The sequence below is a fragment of the Arthrobacter sp. NPDC097144 genome, assembly GCF_044762205.1.
Taxonomy (GTDB): Bacteria; Actinomycetota; Actinomycetes; order Actinomycetales; family Micrococcaceae; genus Arthrobacter_B.
This window is the reverse complement of record NZ_JBIWDW010000004.1, coordinates 539,466-554,221: the sequence shown is the minus strand read 5'-3', so window position 1 is coordinate 554,221 and position 14,756 is coordinate 539,466. Positions and strand designations below refer to the sequence as shown.

The following is a 14,756-nucleotide window of genomic DNA, read 5'->3' as shown; positions in this document are numbered from 1 at the left end:
CTGTGTTGTGGGATGTTGCCGGATCCGGGAGTCTCGCTTGCAGACCATGTCCGCTGGGCGCTCTCCGGGGCAACTCACTCAACTTTACACAGAGTTGCCGGACCGTGCAAACCGCAGGAGTGTGACCTCCTGCACTATGCCGAACCGGGGTCCCCGGGGAGCCGAGCTCTGCTGGAAACCAGCGATTAATAGTGTGCAACAGGGCTTCGGCGCCCTGCAAGTCTCCGGTCCGTTGCCTCCCTCACAGCAAGGCCGGCTACAGCAGTGCGCCGCCCCGCAGATACTGCAGCTGCGCCGCCACTGACAGTTCCGCCGCCCGGCGCACATTGGCCGGCACATCGGCGTACACCAGATCCGCGACCGCTGAGACAGAAGCATCAGCTCCTGCACTATGCAGCGCCGAGCGGATTTGTTCGAGCCGTTCCTGGCGGTGGTCACGGTAGGTGAGGACCACCGTGCTCAGATCAGGCAGCACCGGGCCGTGGGCCGGAAGCACTGTGGCGTGCCCCAGCTCGGAAAGCCGGTCAAGCGATGCGAGGTAGTCGCCCAGGGTTCCGTCCGGATAGTCCAGCACCGTGGTGCCGCGCCCCAGTATGGTGTCACCGGTCAGCACGGATCCGCCCGGACCGTCGTCCGGAAGGTGAAAGCAGACGGAGTCCGAGGTGTGGCCGGGTGTTGCCAGCACGGTGATGTCCACTCCCCCGGCCTGCAGCTTCTCTCCGTCGGTTAGCGGATCCCCGCCCACGCAGTAATCCGGATGGAAGGCGCGGACTGGAGCGCCCGTCAGCTCTGCGAAACGTTCGCTGGCCTCGGTGTGATCGGGGTGGCGGTGCGTAATGAGGACCAGGTCCACCGTCCCGGCCGATGCCAGGAGCTGCAGGTGGTCTTCATCCAGAGGCCCCGGGTCCACCACCACCACATGGCTTGATCCCTCAGCGGCAATGACATAGCTGTTGGTCCCCTCCAAGCTCATGGGACCGGGGTTCGGTGCCAGGGCAAAGCGGGTCAGCGGGCTGCTGCGGGTCAGGGTAGTGGCGGACATCGGGTTCCTTTGTTAAGCCTTAGGCCAGGCGGGTCAGCCAGCCGTGGGTATCTTCCACGGTGCCGGTCTGGACGCCCAGGAGCTGTTCACGGATGGACATGGTGACCGGGCCGGCAACGGCGTCCGCCGAACCGATGGTCTCGGTTTCAGTCTTCAGTTCGCCCACGGGCGTGATGACGGCTGCGGTTCCGCAGGCGAAGACCTCAGTGATGTCGCCGGAGGCAACGCCGTCGCGCCATTCGTCCAGGGTGATTTTGCGTTCCTGGACGTTCAGGCCGCGGTCCCGGCCCAGCTGCAGCACCGAGGAACGGGTGACACCGTGCAGGATGGTGCCGGACAGTGCCGGAGTAACCAGCGTGCCGTCCTTGAAGACGAAGAAGACGTTCATGCCGCCGAGTTCCTCCACGGCGTTGTCATTGGCCGCGTCCAGGAAGAGCACCTGCTTGCAGCCGTGCGCCTCGCCTTCCATCTGGGCGATGAGGGAAGCGGCGTAATTGCCGCCGCATTTGGCTTCGCCCGTGCCGCCGATGCCTGCGCGGGCGTACTTGGTGGACAGCCAGATGGAAACGGGCTTCAGCTCGCCGCCGAAGTAGTTGCCGGCCGGGGAAGCAATAACCCGATAGGAAACCTCACGGGCGGGGCGGACACCCAGGAAGGCCTCGGTGGCGATCATGAACGGGCGCAGGTACAGCGCGGCGCCGTCGCCCTCGGGGATCCAGTCCGCATCCACGGAGACCAGCTGGCGCAGCGACTCCATGAACAGCTCTTCGGGAAGTTCCGGCAGGGCCAGGCGGCGGGCGGAGAGATTCATGCGCGCGGCATTGGCTTCGGGCCGGAAGGTCCATACGGAACCGTCGGCGTGCCGGTAGGCCTTCAGACCTTCGAAGATTTCCTGGCCGTAGTGCAGCACGGCAGCGGCGGGGTCCATGGCGATGGGGCCGTACGGTTCGATGCGGGCGTTCTGCCAGACACCGGTGCCGGTTTCATCGACCTTGTAGTCAATGACGGCCGTGTGGTCCGTGAAGTAGTCTCCGAATCCGGGGTCCGCCAGAATGGCTGCACGCTCCTCGTCCGGCTTCGGGTGGGCAGAGAGCTGCTGGGAAAATTCCAGAGCGCTGACAGACATTTTTCCTCCACGGTGGGCGGCGCAGGCCGCCCGACGAATTGGTTATTGGTACTTCCCGAGCTTATGACACCGCTGCGGCAATCGCATTGCCGACTTCCGCCGTCGTCCGCGGTTCACCGGTGCGCACAGCGACGTCGTCGGCCACCGCCTGCTCCACGCGGGCGGCCTCCTTTTCCCTGCCAAGGTGGCGCAGCAGCAGCGCGGCCGAGAGGATGGCGGCAGTGGGGTCGGCTTTCTGCTGGCCCGCAATGTCAGGGGCGGAGCCGTGCACCGGTTCAAACATGGAGGGGAAGGTGCCGTCCATGTTGATGTTGCCCGAGGCCGCCAGCCCGATGCCGCCGGTCACCGCGGCGGCCAGATCCGTGATGATGTCGCCGAAGAGGTTGTCCGTGACGATGACGTCAAAGCGTGACGGATCAGTCACCATGAAGATGGTTGCCGCATCCACATGCAGGTAGTCGTGGCTCACTTCGGGGAATTCGACGGCGACGCGCTCCACCGTGCGCTTCCACAGCCGGCCGGCGTAGACCAGCACATTGTGCTTGTGGACCAGGGTGAGCTTTTTGCGGGGCCGGTCATTGGCACGCCGGAAGGCATCGCGGACCACGCGCTCAACACCGTAGGCGGTGTTAAGGGACACCTCGGTGGCCACCTCCTGCGGGGTTCCCTCGCGGAGCACCCCTCCGTTGCCGGTGTACGGGCCTTCGGTGCCTTCGCGGACCACAATGAAATCCACCGTGCCGGGGTTGGCCAGCGGGCTTTCCACTCCGGGGTACAGCCGTGACGGACGCAGGTTTACATAGTGGTCCAGGCTGAAGCGCAGCTTGAGCAGCATTTCCCGTTCGATGAGTCCGGACGGAATCTTTGTGTCTCCAGGAGCAGCCCCGACGGCTCCGAAAAGAATGGCGTCATGTCCCTTGAGTGCCTCCAGCGTGCTGTCCGGCAGCGTTTCACCGGTGGCGAGCCAGTGCTCGGCTCCGAGCGGATACTCCGTCAGTTCAAACTGCACGGGACCGCCTTCGGTCACGGCAAGAAGCACCTTGACGGCCTCGGCAGTGACTTCCGGGCCAATGCCGTCGCCGGGAATGACGGCCAGGGAAACGGTGGAGGACTGTTCGCTCATTCGGCCATTCTAGGAAGGCAGTCCATATCCCGGGCAAACCATCCCACATGCTGGACACACTGCGGGCCGCCGAGATGGCAGAAAGTGCACGTCCCAGGGCTGAGACGTGCACTTTCTGCCATCTCGCGGGAGGGGCGGGCGACGACGGCGCCCCGCCCGCCGTGCCCCGTCGGGTATCAGACCGTGGCATGAGGCGCGGGCGTGCCTGCTGGCCCTAAAGTTGTTGTTCATGCTCGTGCACCGCCGAATTCAAGCCTGGCTCCAGGCCAACCCGTTCAAGGTCGACCTCACCCTGATGCTTTTCGGCGTCCTGTTCTTCGTGCTGTCGGCGGCTGCTGTTGGAAGCACCCATCCGGTCTTCGACGTCGCCGTATCCCTGGGCATCGTGGTGCCCCTGGCCTGGCGCCGGACCCGTCCGGTGCTGTCAGGAAGCATTACCGCCTTCTTCTGCCTGGTGCAGATTATCTTCAGCGGGTTCCCCCTGCCAGCGGATATCCTGCCGCTGGTTACCGTCTATACGCTGGCTGCGTACGGGCCGCGCTGGGCGAGCCTGGGCGGGCTGGCCCTGGCCCTGGCGGGCGGCGCACTGTTCGTCTTCCGGTACTTCGGTTTCCCGTATGCAGCCTCATCCCCGGTTGAACTGGCGATGTACTTTTTCAGCTTGGTGGCCTTTGAAGCCGTCATCCTGGTCGCCTGGACCTTCGGCGACCTGGCCCGCACCCGCAGGCTCGCCATCCAGGCACTGGAGGACAGGGCCCGGCGGCTGGAAACCGAGCGCCAGCAGGAACGGGACCTGGCGGCCGCCGACGAACGCACGCACATTGCCCGCGAAATGCACGACATTGTGGCCCATTCACTCTCGGTCATCATCACCCAGGCCGACGGCGCCAGGTATGCGAGCGCCTCGGATCCGGAGATTGCAGCGAAGACCCTGGCCACCATTGCGGAAACCGGCCGCGGCTCACTGCGCGAAATGCGGCGCCTGCTCGGAGTGCTCCGCGGAGACGAGCTGGCCTCCACCCGTCCGCTGCCCTCACTGTCCGACGTCGGCTCCCTCGTGGACGCGGTCAAACGCGCCGGCCTGGAGGTGGTGTTGACCGAAACGGGAACGATGCGCCGGCAGCTTCCCGCCGGGGCCGAGCTGACCGCGTACCGGGTCATCCAGGAATCCCTGACCAATGTCCTGAAACATGCCGGGTCTGCGGCACGGGCAGCAGTCGATCTGGAATGGACCTCCCGCGGAGTGGAGATCAGCGTCGCTGACGACGGCCGCGGCGCCGGGGCCGACAGCGGGCCGGCTTCCCCGGCTGCCGGTTCCGGGCAGGGCATCAACGGCATGGCCGAGCGGGTGGCCCTCTACGATGGAAGATTGAAAGCGGCCCCTGCGCCCGGCGGAGGATTCCGCGTTGAAGCATTCATTCCCTACACGGAGGCCTAGGCACGTGCCCCAATCCCCCTGGACCCCTGAGTCCGATTCCGCCGACACCTCCGCCGCCCCCATCCGCGTGGCTTTGGTTGATGATCAGCAGCTGGTGCGCGGCGGTTTCAAGATGCTCATCAACTCCCAGCCGGACCTGACGGTGGTGGCCGAGGCCGGAAACGGAGCCGAAGCGCTGCACGCGCTCTCCGCGGTGCGCGCCGACGTCGTCCTGATGGATGTGCGCATGCCCGGCATGGACGGCATCGAGGCCACCGCCCGGCTGCTGGAGCGGGCGGCTGCGCAGCCCAGGGGATCCAGCGACGCCGAGCTCAAGGTGGTGGTGCTGACGACCTTCGACCTGGACGAGTATGCGCTGTCCGCCATCCGCGCCGGAGCCAGCGGTTTCCTGCTCAAGGACGCCCCGCCGGAAGAACTGCTCGACGCCATCCGCACCGTGTACCGCGGCGACGCGGTGATTGCGCCGTCGACCACCCGCAGGCTGCTGGACCATGTGGCACCCCTGCTGCGCGAGCCCACCGCCGAGGTGAGCCGGCACGCCGCCGACATCGAACGCCTCACCCCCCGCGAGCGCGAAGTCTTCGGGCTGATCGCGCAGGGGCTCTCCAATCCCGAGATCGCCGCACATTTGTTCCTCTCCGACGCCACAGTGAAAACGCACGTGGGCCACATCCTGGCCAAGCTCGGCGCCCGGGACCGCGTGCAGGCTGTGGTGATCGCCTACGAGACCGGTATCGTCGCACCGTAGACAGGGGCGCTCCGGCGCTCCGGAGCCAGGGAGGCTGCCGTGTCCGCTGAAGCCGACGTCCGTTCCTTCTGCCTTGGGCTGCCCGGCGTGACCGAACGTCTCAGCTGGCAGCAGCCCGCATGGTTTGCCCGGACCCTCATGGCGCGGATCTGGGAGGACGGGATTCTGACCGTCAAGTCTGCCGAACGGGAGGCACTGGCGGGCACCAACCCGGACACATTCTCTTGGACGCCGCACCACGACCGTTCCCCGCTTTTGCTGCTGGTCCGGCTGGACCGGGTGGACCGCGGCGAACTCGGGGAACTGCTGCTGGAGTCCTACCAATTGGCAGGCCCGCTTCCACCCACGGTATGAGACGGAGCCGGGCTGATCCCCGCCCCTCCTCCGATGCTGCGGCAACGGGCCGCGGCATAACGTAGTGGTATGACAACCCTTACTGAGAAATCTTCCGTGCCCGGCGGCACCACGGCCGCCGCTGCCGCCCGATCCCTGAACAAGACCTACGGTTCCGGGGATACCGCGGTCCACGCCCTGTCCGACGTTGACGTCACCTTTGACACCGGCACCTTCACAGCCATCATGGGGCCGTCCGGATCCGGCAAATCCACCCTCATGCACTGCCTTGCCGGACTGGACACCGCCGACTCGGGCAGGATTTGGATCGGGGACACGGAGATTACCTCCCTCAAGGACGCCGAACTGACCCGCCTGCGCCGCGACAGCGTGGGCTTTGTCTTCCAGTCCTTCAACCTGGTGCCCACCCTTACGGCTGAACAGAACATCACGCTGCCCGTGGCCCTGGCGAACGGCAAGGTGGACCGGAAGTGGCTGGAAGAAATCACCGGCATTCTGGGCCTGACCGGCCGGCTCAAGCACCGCCCCCACGAGCTCTCCGGCGGACAGCAGCAGCGCGTCGCCGTCGCCCGCGCCCTGCTGACCCGCCCGCATGTGGTCTTCGGCGACGAGCCCACCGGCAACCTGGATTCCAAGTCCGGCGCCGAGGTGCTCTCCCTGCTGCGCCGCTCCACCCGGGAGATGGGCCAGAGCATCATCATGGTCACCCACGATCCGGTGGCTGCTTCCTACGCGGACCGCGTGGTCCTGATGAACGACGGCGCCCTGGTGGGCGAGTTGTCCCGGCCCACTCCGGAGACCGTGCTCGCAGCCCTGACCAAGCTGGGGGCCTGAGCATGCTGCAGGTAGCGCTGGCTCAGGTGCGGCTTAACGCCCGCCGCTTCATCGCCGTTTCCCTTGCCGTAATGATTGCCGTCGGGTTCCTGACTGCAACGCTGATCATCAATTCCTCCTCCAAGGCCTCCCTGACGCAGAGCATCGGCGAGGGGTACCGGAACGCGGATCTGGTGGTCATGCCCGAAGTGTCTTACGACGCTCCCCCCACCGTCATCACCCAGCAAATGGCGGACGCCATCCGGGACACTGACGGGATTGCCGGAACATACGCGGTCATTTCGTCCTACGTCAACATGGGAGAAGGGAAGAAAACCTCCTTCGCCGAGTTGAACAACACGGCCGAAGACCGCGCCCTGTTTCCGGTCGACATTGTGGAAGGTGACCTGCCCGCCGCCGGGGAGGTTGCCGTGGACCAGGACACTGCAGACCGTCTGGGCCTCGCCCCGGGTTCGGTCCTGTCCCTCACAGCCAGCGGTGAACTGAACGCTGAGGCCACCGGTCTCACCACGAGCGCCATAGTTTCCACCTCCCGGGACCCCATGAAGATGGGCGCGGCGCAGCTCTACGCCCCCACGGCAACAGTGGAACAGTTCGCCTCCGCTGAACAGGGGTTCCGCAGCGTCCAGGCAAGCCTGGCACCGGGCGCCAATCTGGAGGATGTCCAGGCAGCAGTGGGGCAGAAGCTGGCCGACGCCGGATTCACCGGCCTTACGGTGCGCACGGTGGCCGAACAGACCGAGGCAACAGTGGCATCATTCACGGGCGGAGAAGACCAGCTCACAGTGATCCTGCTGGCCTTCGCGGCCGTGGCCGTGCTGGTCTGCGCCCTGGTGGTCTCCAATACCTTCTCCGTACTGGTCGCCCAGCGCACCCGGGAACTGGCCCTGCTGCGCTGCATCGGAGCGGCCCGCTCGCAGATCCGCCGCTCGGTAATCGTTGAAGCCCTGCTGGTGGGCGTCGTCGCGTCCATTGCCGGTGTGCTGGTTGCCGTGGCCCTGGTGGGTGCGATCGTGGCCTATCTCCAAAACATTCCGGAGAGCGGCTTCGCAACGCTGTCCGTTTCCCCGCTTTCCGTCATTGTTGGCCTGGGTGTCGGTGTGGTGATGACCGTGTTGGCTGCTCTGGTTCCGGCGCGGGCCGCCACAGCTGTGGCACCTCTGGCCGCACTGCGTCCTGCCGATGACGTGCGTGCCGGTACGCGCCAAGGCAAGGTCCGGCTGGTGAGCGGACTGGTCCTGCTGGCCGCGGGGGCAGCCCTGCTGGCAGCCGGAGCGGTCCGTGCCGATCTGCTCCTGGCCCTTCCCGGCGGCATGCTGAGTTTTGTGGGCGTGCTGATGTGCGCAACTCTCTTCATTCCTTCCCTGGTCCGTGCCGTTGGTTCCCTGGCGGCTCCGCTCGGAGTGCCGGGCAAACTGGCGGCAGTCAACGCCGTGCGCAACCCGCAGCGGACCTCGGCAACGTCGTCGGCCCTGCTCATCGGCGTGACCCTGGTGGCCATGATGATGACCGGCGCTGCAACCGCCAGGGATTCGCTGAGCACCCTCCTGTCCCAGGAGTTCCCGGTGGACGTGGCCATCAGCGGCGGCCTGTCGGACGGCTCGCCCTTCACCGGGGACGACGCCGATACAGCCCGGGCCGTTCCCGGCGTGAACCAGGCTGCACTGCTGCCGGTGGCCGGCACCACGGATATGGACGGTTACCCGACGGAGGTTTACGCGCTGGATCCGGCGGATCGAGGGGTGTTGCAGGACACCACGGTGGACGTCGCCCCCGGCAGCATCCTCATGCCCCAAGGCACCAAGGAAAAGACCGTCACGGTCAACGGTGCCAAGGGTGACATGACACTGGACGTAATCCTGAGCGAAAGCGGCGCCATGCAGCCGCTGGTGGCGGGTTCAACCGCAGACGAACTGGGCGGTGTTCCAAAGACCGCAGATCCGGACGTCTATCTGTCCGGGCCGCAGCTGTGGCTCTCCGTTGACGACTCCCTGACCAGCAACGAACTGCTGAACCTGCAGTCAGACCTCGCCGAAGCCGTAGGCGTGGAGGACTACATGGTTTCCGGGGCTGCCATTGTGCGCGCGTCCTTTGAACAGGTCATCGATGTCCTGCTGATGGTGGTGACCGGGCTGCTGGGCGTGGCCGTGGTGATTGCCCTGGTGGGAGTGGCCAATACCCTCTCGCTTTCCGTCCTGGAACGCACGCGGGAATCATCCCTGCTGCGGGCGCTTGGACTGACCCGGGGCCAGCTGCGCGGAATGCTGGCGCTGGAAGCGCTGCTCATAGCCGGCGTCGCCGCCCTCTTGGGCACGGTGCTCGGAGCGCTGTACGGATGGCTGGGCGCGCAGTCCGCGCTGGGTGCCTTCAGCCCGGTGGCTGTATCCATCCCGTGGGAACAGCTCGGCGTGGTTCTGGCCGTAGCGCTGCTCGCCGGCTTGGCCGCCTCGGTGCTGCCGGCGCGACGCGCGGCACGTCTTTCTCCGGTGGCCGGGCTGGCCGCCGACTAACCTGCGCCTGAGCAGCGGTTGAACCGCCAGCGCACCTCTGCGGGGAGACCCCGCGGCGGTGCGCTCGCGGCCGGTCCGGTGATCTGACAGGATAGTAAGCAACCTGATCAGCCCAAGTCGAAGGAGTACGAGATGTCCAACCCCGGAGCCGCCTGGAAACCCCAGCATGCATCCCTGTCCGCATATCTGGATGACCACCTGCTGGGCGCTGAAACCGGGGTTCGGCTTTTCGGAGCAGCCCGCCGAACCTGGGAAGGGTCCGGCTACGAGCAGACCTTCGCTGATCTGGAATCTGAAATTTCCGGCGAGCGCGATGAGCTGGAACAGCTGATTGTGACTCTGGGCTACCGTCGCAGCAAAGTTAAGAAAGCCATGGCCATGGTGGGCGCAGCAGCCGGAAAACTCGGCCCCGCCAACCCCCTGAGCACCGGAGGCGGCACCACCGGCCAGTTTGAGCTGGAGAGCCTGCAGTCCATTGTCCGCGCCAAGGAATGCCTGTGGCGCACCCTGCTGGCTTTGTCCGCACACGACCACCGCTTCAATCCGTCCCGGCTCCAGGAGTTGATCGAGATGGCCGGCCGGCAGCAGGATGCAGTGGCAAAGGTGATGGTGGAAACGGCGCCGGCCAGGTTCCTCACCGGTTCCCTCAGCCAGGGATCCTAGCCCCCCACCCTTCCCCCGAAATAGCAGAAAGTGCCCTTCTGAGCGTTCAGAAGAGCACTTTCTGCTATTTCGGGGGTGTTTTCGCTGGCGGGGCGGAGGAGAGGCCTACTCGGCGGGTTCTTCGTACCGCGGGAAGATCGGCGCCGGAGCCGGCAGCGGGGTGCCGGGCACCAGCGGGGTGGCGATCGCGCTGAACCGGCGGGCGTCGTCGTCGGACTGGCCCAGGACGGTCAGCAGCTTGGCGGCGCTCTCCGGCATCACCGGCTGAATGAGGATGGCAACAATGCGCAGCACCTCCAGTGTCACGTAGAGCACCGTGTTCATGCGTTCGACGTCGGTCTTCCGCAGTACCCACGGTGCCTGCTCAGCAAAGTAGGCATTCGTGTCACCGAGGACCTTCCACGTGGCTTCGAGTGCACCGTGGAAGTCCTGGACGTCATAGGCTTTGCGGGAGATTTCCAGCAGCTCCCCGGCCGCTGCCATGATGGACCGGTCCTCCTCGGTGAACTCTCCGGGCTGCGGAACGGCGGCGCCGCAGTTCTTGGCCACCATGGACAGGGACCGCTGGGCAAGGTTGCCCAGGTTGTTGGCCAGATCCGAGTTCATCCGGCCCACCACGGCCTCGTGGCTGTAGGAGCCGTCGCCGCCGAAAGGAACCTCGCGCAGCAGGAAGAAACGCACGGAATCCAGGCCGTACTGGTCCGCCCACTGTTTCGGCGCCACAACGTTGCCCAGCGACTTGGACATCTTGACGCCCTTATTGTGCAGGAAGCCGTGGATCATGATCCGCTTGGGCAGCTCAATCTTGGCGGACATCAGGAAGGCCGGCCAGAAAATAGCGTGGAAGCGGGAGATGTCCTTGCCGATCACGTGCACATCGGCCGGCCAGTACTTCTTAAAGGTTTCACTCTCGGTGTCGGGGAAGCCGACGCCGGTGAGGTAGTTGGTCAGTGCATCCACCCACACGTACATCACGTGGTCCGGGTTGCCCGGAACCGGAACGCCCCAGTTGAAGGTGGTCCGGGAAATGGACAGGTCCTCCAGGCCGCCCTTGACGAAGCTGATGACCTCGTTGAACTTGGACTGCGGTGCGGCGAAGGCGGGCTGGGACTCATAAAGTGCCAGCAGCTTGTCCTGATAGGCGGAGAGGCGGAAGAAGTAGCTTTCCTCCTCGGTCCAGGTCACCTCGGTGTCGGTCTCCTTGGAGTACCGGATGCCGTCTTCACGGACTTCGGTTTCATCCTCGGTGTAGTACGCCTCGTCCCGCACGGAGTACCAGCCGGCGTACTTGGAGAGGTAGATGTCCCCGTTGTCCTCCATGCGCTTCCAGATGGCCTGGGCGGCGGCATAGTGGTCCGGATCGGTGGTGCGGATGAAACGGTCGGGCGAGGTGCCCATGTCCGCTTCCATCTGCTGGAAGGCGGCCGAGTTGCGGTCCGCGAGTTCCTTGGCGGTAATGCCTTCCTTATCCGCGGACTGCTGCATCTTCAGGCCGTGCTCGTCCGTACCCGTCATGAAGAACACGTCGTAGCCGTCCAGGCGCTTGAAGCGGGCCATGGCGTCGGTGGCGATGTGCTCATAGGCGTGCCCAATGTGGGGTTCGCCGTTGGGGTAGGAGATAGCAGTGGTGATGTAGAACGGGGTCTGGGAATCGGAAGAAGTCACATAAGAAAATTACCCTGTTTTGCCCTCCGGTGTCGCTTCGGCCGAAGTGCGCTGTTCGACCCGTGACTGGTATTCGGCAGTATCGAACCGTTCGAGGTAACCCAGCCCCAGCAGAACTCCGGTGGGAATGACCGCAACAATCCAGGCCGGAAGCGCAACCAGGACGCCCAGGTCCGGTGACCAGCCGGGCCCGTAGCCCAGAAGCCCCCACCACGCCGTGCCGCAGCCGGCGGCGAGCGCGGACAGGATGATCTCCACGGTGGTCCGACGCCGGTTCCGCCGGTAGCGGGGCCACAGCAGGAGGAGAAGCGGGAGCAGCGGCAGGCGAGATACCCCGCCCCCGCCGCCGCGAGGGCTGAAGCTGCGTACATCATGAGGTAGCGCCCGCCGGCGGGCAGACCGCCCCGCAGTCCGTACAGCGCAGTGAAGAGCGCCCAGGGCGGCAGGAGCGCGACGGCTAGCCCGCTGTAGATCCCCGGTTGCGTGAGCAGCAGCAGAACAAATCCCAGGACTCCGACCAACGCCGCGCTTGCCGCATAGGTCACCGCCGGTCCCACCCGGACCCAGCCGCTGACGCCGTCGTAGGAACCGTTACCGTTACCGCCGGCGAAGGAGACCGCAGCAAAGGTGCCAAGCCACACCACCAGCGCTGCGGGAGCGGCCCAGCTGCGTTCCAGGGGTGTCGGTTCGGCAAGGCGGAGTTTCCCGGCGCCGCTGCTCGCCCGCGCTTCCTCCATGTGGACTCCCCCCTCCCCAGGCTGAAAGACAGCCACAGGATTTCGAGTCAGTGTAGCTGGGACCGGCCTAGCGTCCCGTCACCGACTCGGCTTCCAGCACTGCCGACAGCACCGGTCCGGTAGCGGCCAGTCCGGCCCGCACCAGTGCCACTCCGACGGCGATCGACCCCGCCAAGAAGGCCACGGACACCGGTGCAATCAGCAGCGCCGCCCCGGTCAAGGGGAACAGCAGCACCGCAGGCACCACGGTGGACACGATGCTGACCAGCAGCAGCGGCTGCATCACCGCTCCGATGCGTGCGGCGTCGATGACTTTGCGGGGCATGCCCATCCGATCCAGGCTGCGGTACAGGTCCGCCCGGTCCAGCACCGTGGCTGCCTGGTTGATTCCCGCCGAGCAGGCCACCATGAGAAAGCCGGCAATGACCGTAATCAGGACACCCGTCATGATGTCCTGCAGCAGGAAATCCTCCGGACCCTCGGACTGAGCTCCCTGCAGGGCTGCTGCACCGGCGCCGGCAATAACGGCCGTGAAGCAGACCATTGAGAGAGCACTCACCTGCCGCCACGCCGCTTTCGGTGCGTCCAGGACGATCCGTGCGGACATCAGCGCCTGCGGCGTCGCGGCCCGGTGCAGCCGCCGCCGGGCGGAAACTGCCACCAGCCACGGCCCGACCAGGTTCAGCACAGCCAGCCCGGCTGCGAACACGCCAAAAATGATGATCAGGGCCAGCGCCGCTCCGGCGCCGGGGATGATCAGTGCCAGGATGCAGATTCCCAGAACGGCAACACCGATTCCTGCCCGGCTCCAGTGGACCTTTTGGGCCAGGGCCCTCGTCCGCACACCCAAGGGCGAGATGATGACCTTGCGGAGGCCGACGGCGGAACTTCCTGCTGCCAGGAGCACTACGGCTGTCACGGTGGCCAGGCCTGCGGCGGGGTGCAGCCAATACGCCGCTCCCAGCGGGGCGCCCCGGAAATGGATCAACTGGACGAACGGGGCGAGCACCGCGTAACCGACCACTCCGCCCAGTGCGCCGGCGAGCGCCTGCGCTCCGGCTTCCAGGACCGTGACGCGGCGGACAGTCTTCGCGGAAGCACCCAGCAGACGCAGCGTCGAGAGGTGCTCGTCCCGCCGGCGGGCGGAGAGCCGTGCGGCCGAACCGCCAAGCGTGATCAGGGGAAGCACCAGCAGAATCAGCGCGAAAGATGCGAGCAGCAGGTACAGATCGCCTTCCTCATCCCCCCACTGCAGGAAGGACAGGGCGCCGGCAAGCACCGTCAGCAGAAGCGTGGTGACCACGGCAAAGGAGGCCGCCGGCAGCAGTCCTGCCCTGTGCCCCGAGGTGCCCGGCCTGTTCAGGAGCCAGGCGATGCGCACCGGGACCGCCAGACCTGAGGTGCCGGCCGCGCGGCCGAAAGCGGAGGATACGGCGGTGCTCATCGAATCACTCCCGCGGCACCGGCAGTATCGGCCACGACCCGGCCGTCGGCAAGGGTGATGATCCGCGCGCACCAGCGGGCAACCTCGGGATCATGCGTGACTACGACCAGCGACCGGCCGGTGCCCTGCACTGTGCCCAGCAGCAGCCGCATCACGTCCGCTGAGGTCCGGGAGTCGAGGGCACCGGTGGGCTCATCCGCGAACAGTACCCGGGCTCCCGTGACCTGCGCCCGGGCAATCGCCACCCGCTGTGCCTGCCCGCCGGACAGCTCACCGATCCGGCGGCCCTCCATGCCGGCCAGCCCCAGGGCGGACAGGGCATCTGCTGCAGCCTGTTCCGCACGGACCCGGTCCGTGCCGTCAAGCATCAGGGCCAGGGCCACGTTCTCCCCCGCGGTGAGTTCGGGAATGAGCAGTCCCTGCTGGAACACGAAACCGAAGTCCCGGCGGCGCAGGGCGGACCGGGCGTCGTCGTCCAGGGCAGTGACCTCAACGGGAGCGCCGGAGCCGTGGAAGAGCCGAACGCTTCCCGCGTCGGGCTCAATGATGCCGGCCAGGCAATGCAGCAGGGTGGTTTTGCCCGATCCCGAAGCTCCCATCACGGCAATGGCTTCACCGGGCCGAACGGAAAGGCTGACACCGGCGAGGGCCGGTGCGTTGCTGTTGTACGTCTTTACAAGGTTGTCGGCTGCCAGCAGGGGCGGCATACCGGGCACGGATGCAGTCATACCTCCATGGTGTCCCCGCCGGCCGGACTGCGCCTCGGAGGAGGGCATGAACCCGGGGCCGGGCTGCCTCCTACCCCGGGTGGAGGGTGAGGTCGCTTACCGGTCCAACGGGTCCAACCTGGATCTCTCGTACAGATCAAGGGCCTTCCCGAAATCCTTCGTACAGATGACGGCCTCAAAACGGTGTTTCCGGGGCTTTTGGGCCCGTTACCTGCACGAAAGACTGGTTCGACGGCGCTGACTCCCCGTTATCTGCACGAAGGAACAGCCCGACGGCGCCAGTGGCCCCTTACCTGCACGAAGGACAAGCTGGATGTCCGTCAAACAGCACGACGGGACAAACC

At 66.1% G+C, this 14,756-nt stretch carries 13 protein-coding genes; 6 read left to right on the top strand and 7 right to left on the bottom strand.

Annotated elements, in window-relative coordinates; all coding sequences use genetic code 11:
• Window positions 1–256: 256 nt before the first annotated feature.
• The 3 genes from ACIQXM_RS12485 to ACIQXM_RS12475 form a co-directional block, all read right to left on the bottom strand.
• Window positions 257–1,042 (bottom strand): MBL fold metallo-hydrolase, encoded by a 786-nt coding sequence (locus ACIQXM_RS12485; protein ID WP_400931878.1) that lies wholly within the window; start codon window positions 1,040–1,042, stop codon window positions 257–259.
• Between the two features lie 19 nt (window positions 1,043–1,061).
• Entirely contained in the window at window positions 1,062–2,168 is a 1,107-nt protein-coding gene (locus ACIQXM_RS12480; RefSeq protein ID WP_400931876.1) for a branched-chain amino acid aminotransferase, read from the bottom strand.
• 61 nt (window positions 2,169–2,229) lie between these two features.
• The gene (locus ACIQXM_RS12475; protein ID WP_400931874.1) at window positions 2,230–3,291 is read right to left on the bottom strand and encodes a 3-isopropylmalate dehydrogenase; all 1,062 of its coding nucleotides are present in this window, start codon (window positions 3,289–3,291) and stop codon (window positions 2,230–2,232) included.
• Between the two features lie 229 nt (window positions 3,292–3,520).
• Between ACIQXM_RS12475 and ACIQXM_RS12470 the strand changes: the two genes are divergently transcribed.
• The 6 genes from ACIQXM_RS12470 to ACIQXM_RS12445 all read left to right on the top strand — a co-directional run bounded on the left by ACIQXM_RS12470 (window position 3,521) and on the right by ACIQXM_RS12445 (window position 9,838).
• On the top strand, window positions 3,521–4,729 hold the full coding sequence (locus tag ACIQXM_RS12470; protein WP_400931872.1) for a sensor histidine kinase: 1,209 nt from the start codon (window positions 3,521–3,523) through the stop codon (window positions 4,727–4,729).
• Between the two features lie 67 nt (window positions 4,730–4,796).
• Window positions 4,797–5,477, top strand: coding sequence for a response regulator (locus ACIQXM_RS12465; RefSeq protein WP_400931913.1), 681 nt, complete (start codon window positions 4,797–4,799; stop codon window positions 5,475–5,477).
• A gap of 39 nt (window positions 5,478–5,516) precedes the next feature.
• Window positions 5,517–5,831 carry an MmcQ/YjbR family DNA-binding protein gene (locus ACIQXM_RS12460; protein WP_400931871.1) on the top strand — a complete coding sequence of 105 codons (315 nt, stop codon included), beginning with the start codon at window positions 5,517–5,519 and terminating at the stop codon, window positions 5,829–5,831.
• 69 nt (window positions 5,832–5,900) lie between these two features.
• Window positions 5,901–6,665 (top strand): ABC transporter ATP-binding protein, encoded by a 765-nt coding sequence (locus ACIQXM_RS12455; RefSeq protein WP_400931869.1) that lies wholly within the window; start codon window positions 5,901–5,903, stop codon window positions 6,663–6,665.
• Between the two features lie 2 nt (window positions 6,666–6,667).
• Entirely contained in the window at window positions 6,668–9,175 is a 2,508-nt protein-coding gene (locus ACIQXM_RS12450) for an FtsX-like permease family protein (RefSeq protein ID WP_400931867.1), read from the top strand.
• A 132-nt stretch (window positions 9,176–9,307) separates the two neighbouring features.
• Entirely contained in the window at window positions 9,308–9,838 is a 531-nt protein-coding gene (locus tag ACIQXM_RS12445) for a hypothetical protein (protein ID WP_400931865.1), read from the top strand.
• Between the two features lie 105 nt (window positions 9,839–9,943).
• On the opposite strand, the gene metG is transcribed toward ACIQXM_RS12445, so the two are convergent.
• The 4 genes from metG to ACIQXM_RS12425 form a co-directional block, all read right to left on the bottom strand.
• Entirely contained in the window at window positions 9,944–11,503 is a 1,560-nt protein-coding gene (metG, locus tag ACIQXM_RS12440) for a methionine--tRNA ligase (protein WP_400931863.1), read from the bottom strand.
• A 9-nt stretch (window positions 11,504–11,512) separates the two neighbouring features.
• Window positions 11,513–11,761, bottom strand: a complete 249-nt coding sequence (locus ACIQXM_RS12435; RefSeq protein ID WP_400931861.1) for a hypothetical protein — start codon at window positions 11,759–11,761, stop codon at window positions 11,513–11,515.
• A gap of 546 nt (window positions 11,762–12,307) precedes the next feature.
• Complete coding sequence (locus ACIQXM_RS12430; protein WP_400931859.1) at window positions 12,308–13,684, bottom strand: FtsX-like permease family protein; 1,377 nt, start codon at window positions 13,682–13,684, stop codon at window positions 12,308–12,310.
• Window positions 13,681–14,412, bottom strand: a complete 732-nt coding sequence (locus tag ACIQXM_RS12425) for an ABC transporter ATP-binding protein (RefSeq protein WP_400931857.1) — start codon at window positions 14,410–14,412, stop codon at window positions 13,681–13,683. Before ACIQXM_RS12425 ends, ACIQXM_RS12430 begins: the two co-directional genes overlap by 4 nt.
• Window positions 14,413–14,756: the final 344 nt, after the last annotated feature.

Excerpts from the sequence above, each read along its gene's own strand:
- ACIQXM_RS12425 (WP_400931857.1), bottom strand. The coding sequence starts at position 14,412 with ATGACTGCATCCGTGCCCGGTATGCCGCCCCTGCTGGCAGCCGACAAC.
- ACIQXM_RS12445 (WP_400931865.1), top strand. The coding sequence starts at position 9,308 with ATGTCCAACCCCGGAGCCGCCTGGAAACCCCAGCATGCATCCCTGTCC.
- ACIQXM_RS12480 (WP_400931876.1), bottom strand. The coding sequence starts at position 2,168 with ATGTCTGTCAGCGCTCTGGAATTTTCCCAGCAGCTCTCTGCCCACCCG.
- ACIQXM_RS12485 (WP_400931878.1), bottom strand. The coding sequence starts at position 1,042 with ATGTCCGCCACTACCCTGACCCGCAGCAGCCCGCTGACCCGCTTTGCC.
- ACIQXM_RS12450 (WP_400931867.1), top strand. The coding sequence starts at position 6,668 with ATGCTGCAGGTAGCGCTGGCTCAGGTGCGGCTTAACGCCCGCCGCTTC.
- ACIQXM_RS12430 (WP_400931859.1), bottom strand. The coding sequence starts at position 13,684 with ATGAGCACCGCCGTATCCTCCGCTTTCGGCCGCGCGGCCGGCACCTCA.
- ACIQXM_RS12455 (WP_400931869.1), top strand. The coding sequence starts at position 5,901 with ATGACAACCCTTACTGAGAAATCTTCCGTGCCCGGCGGCACCACGGCC.
- ACIQXM_RS12475 (WP_400931874.1), bottom strand. The coding sequence starts at position 3,291 with ATGAGCGAACAGTCCTCCACCGTTTCCCTGGCCGTCATTCCCGGCGAC.
- ACIQXM_RS12470 (WP_400931872.1), top strand. The coding sequence starts at position 3,521 with ATGCTCGTGCACCGCCGAATTCAAGCCTGGCTCCAGGCCAACCCGTTC.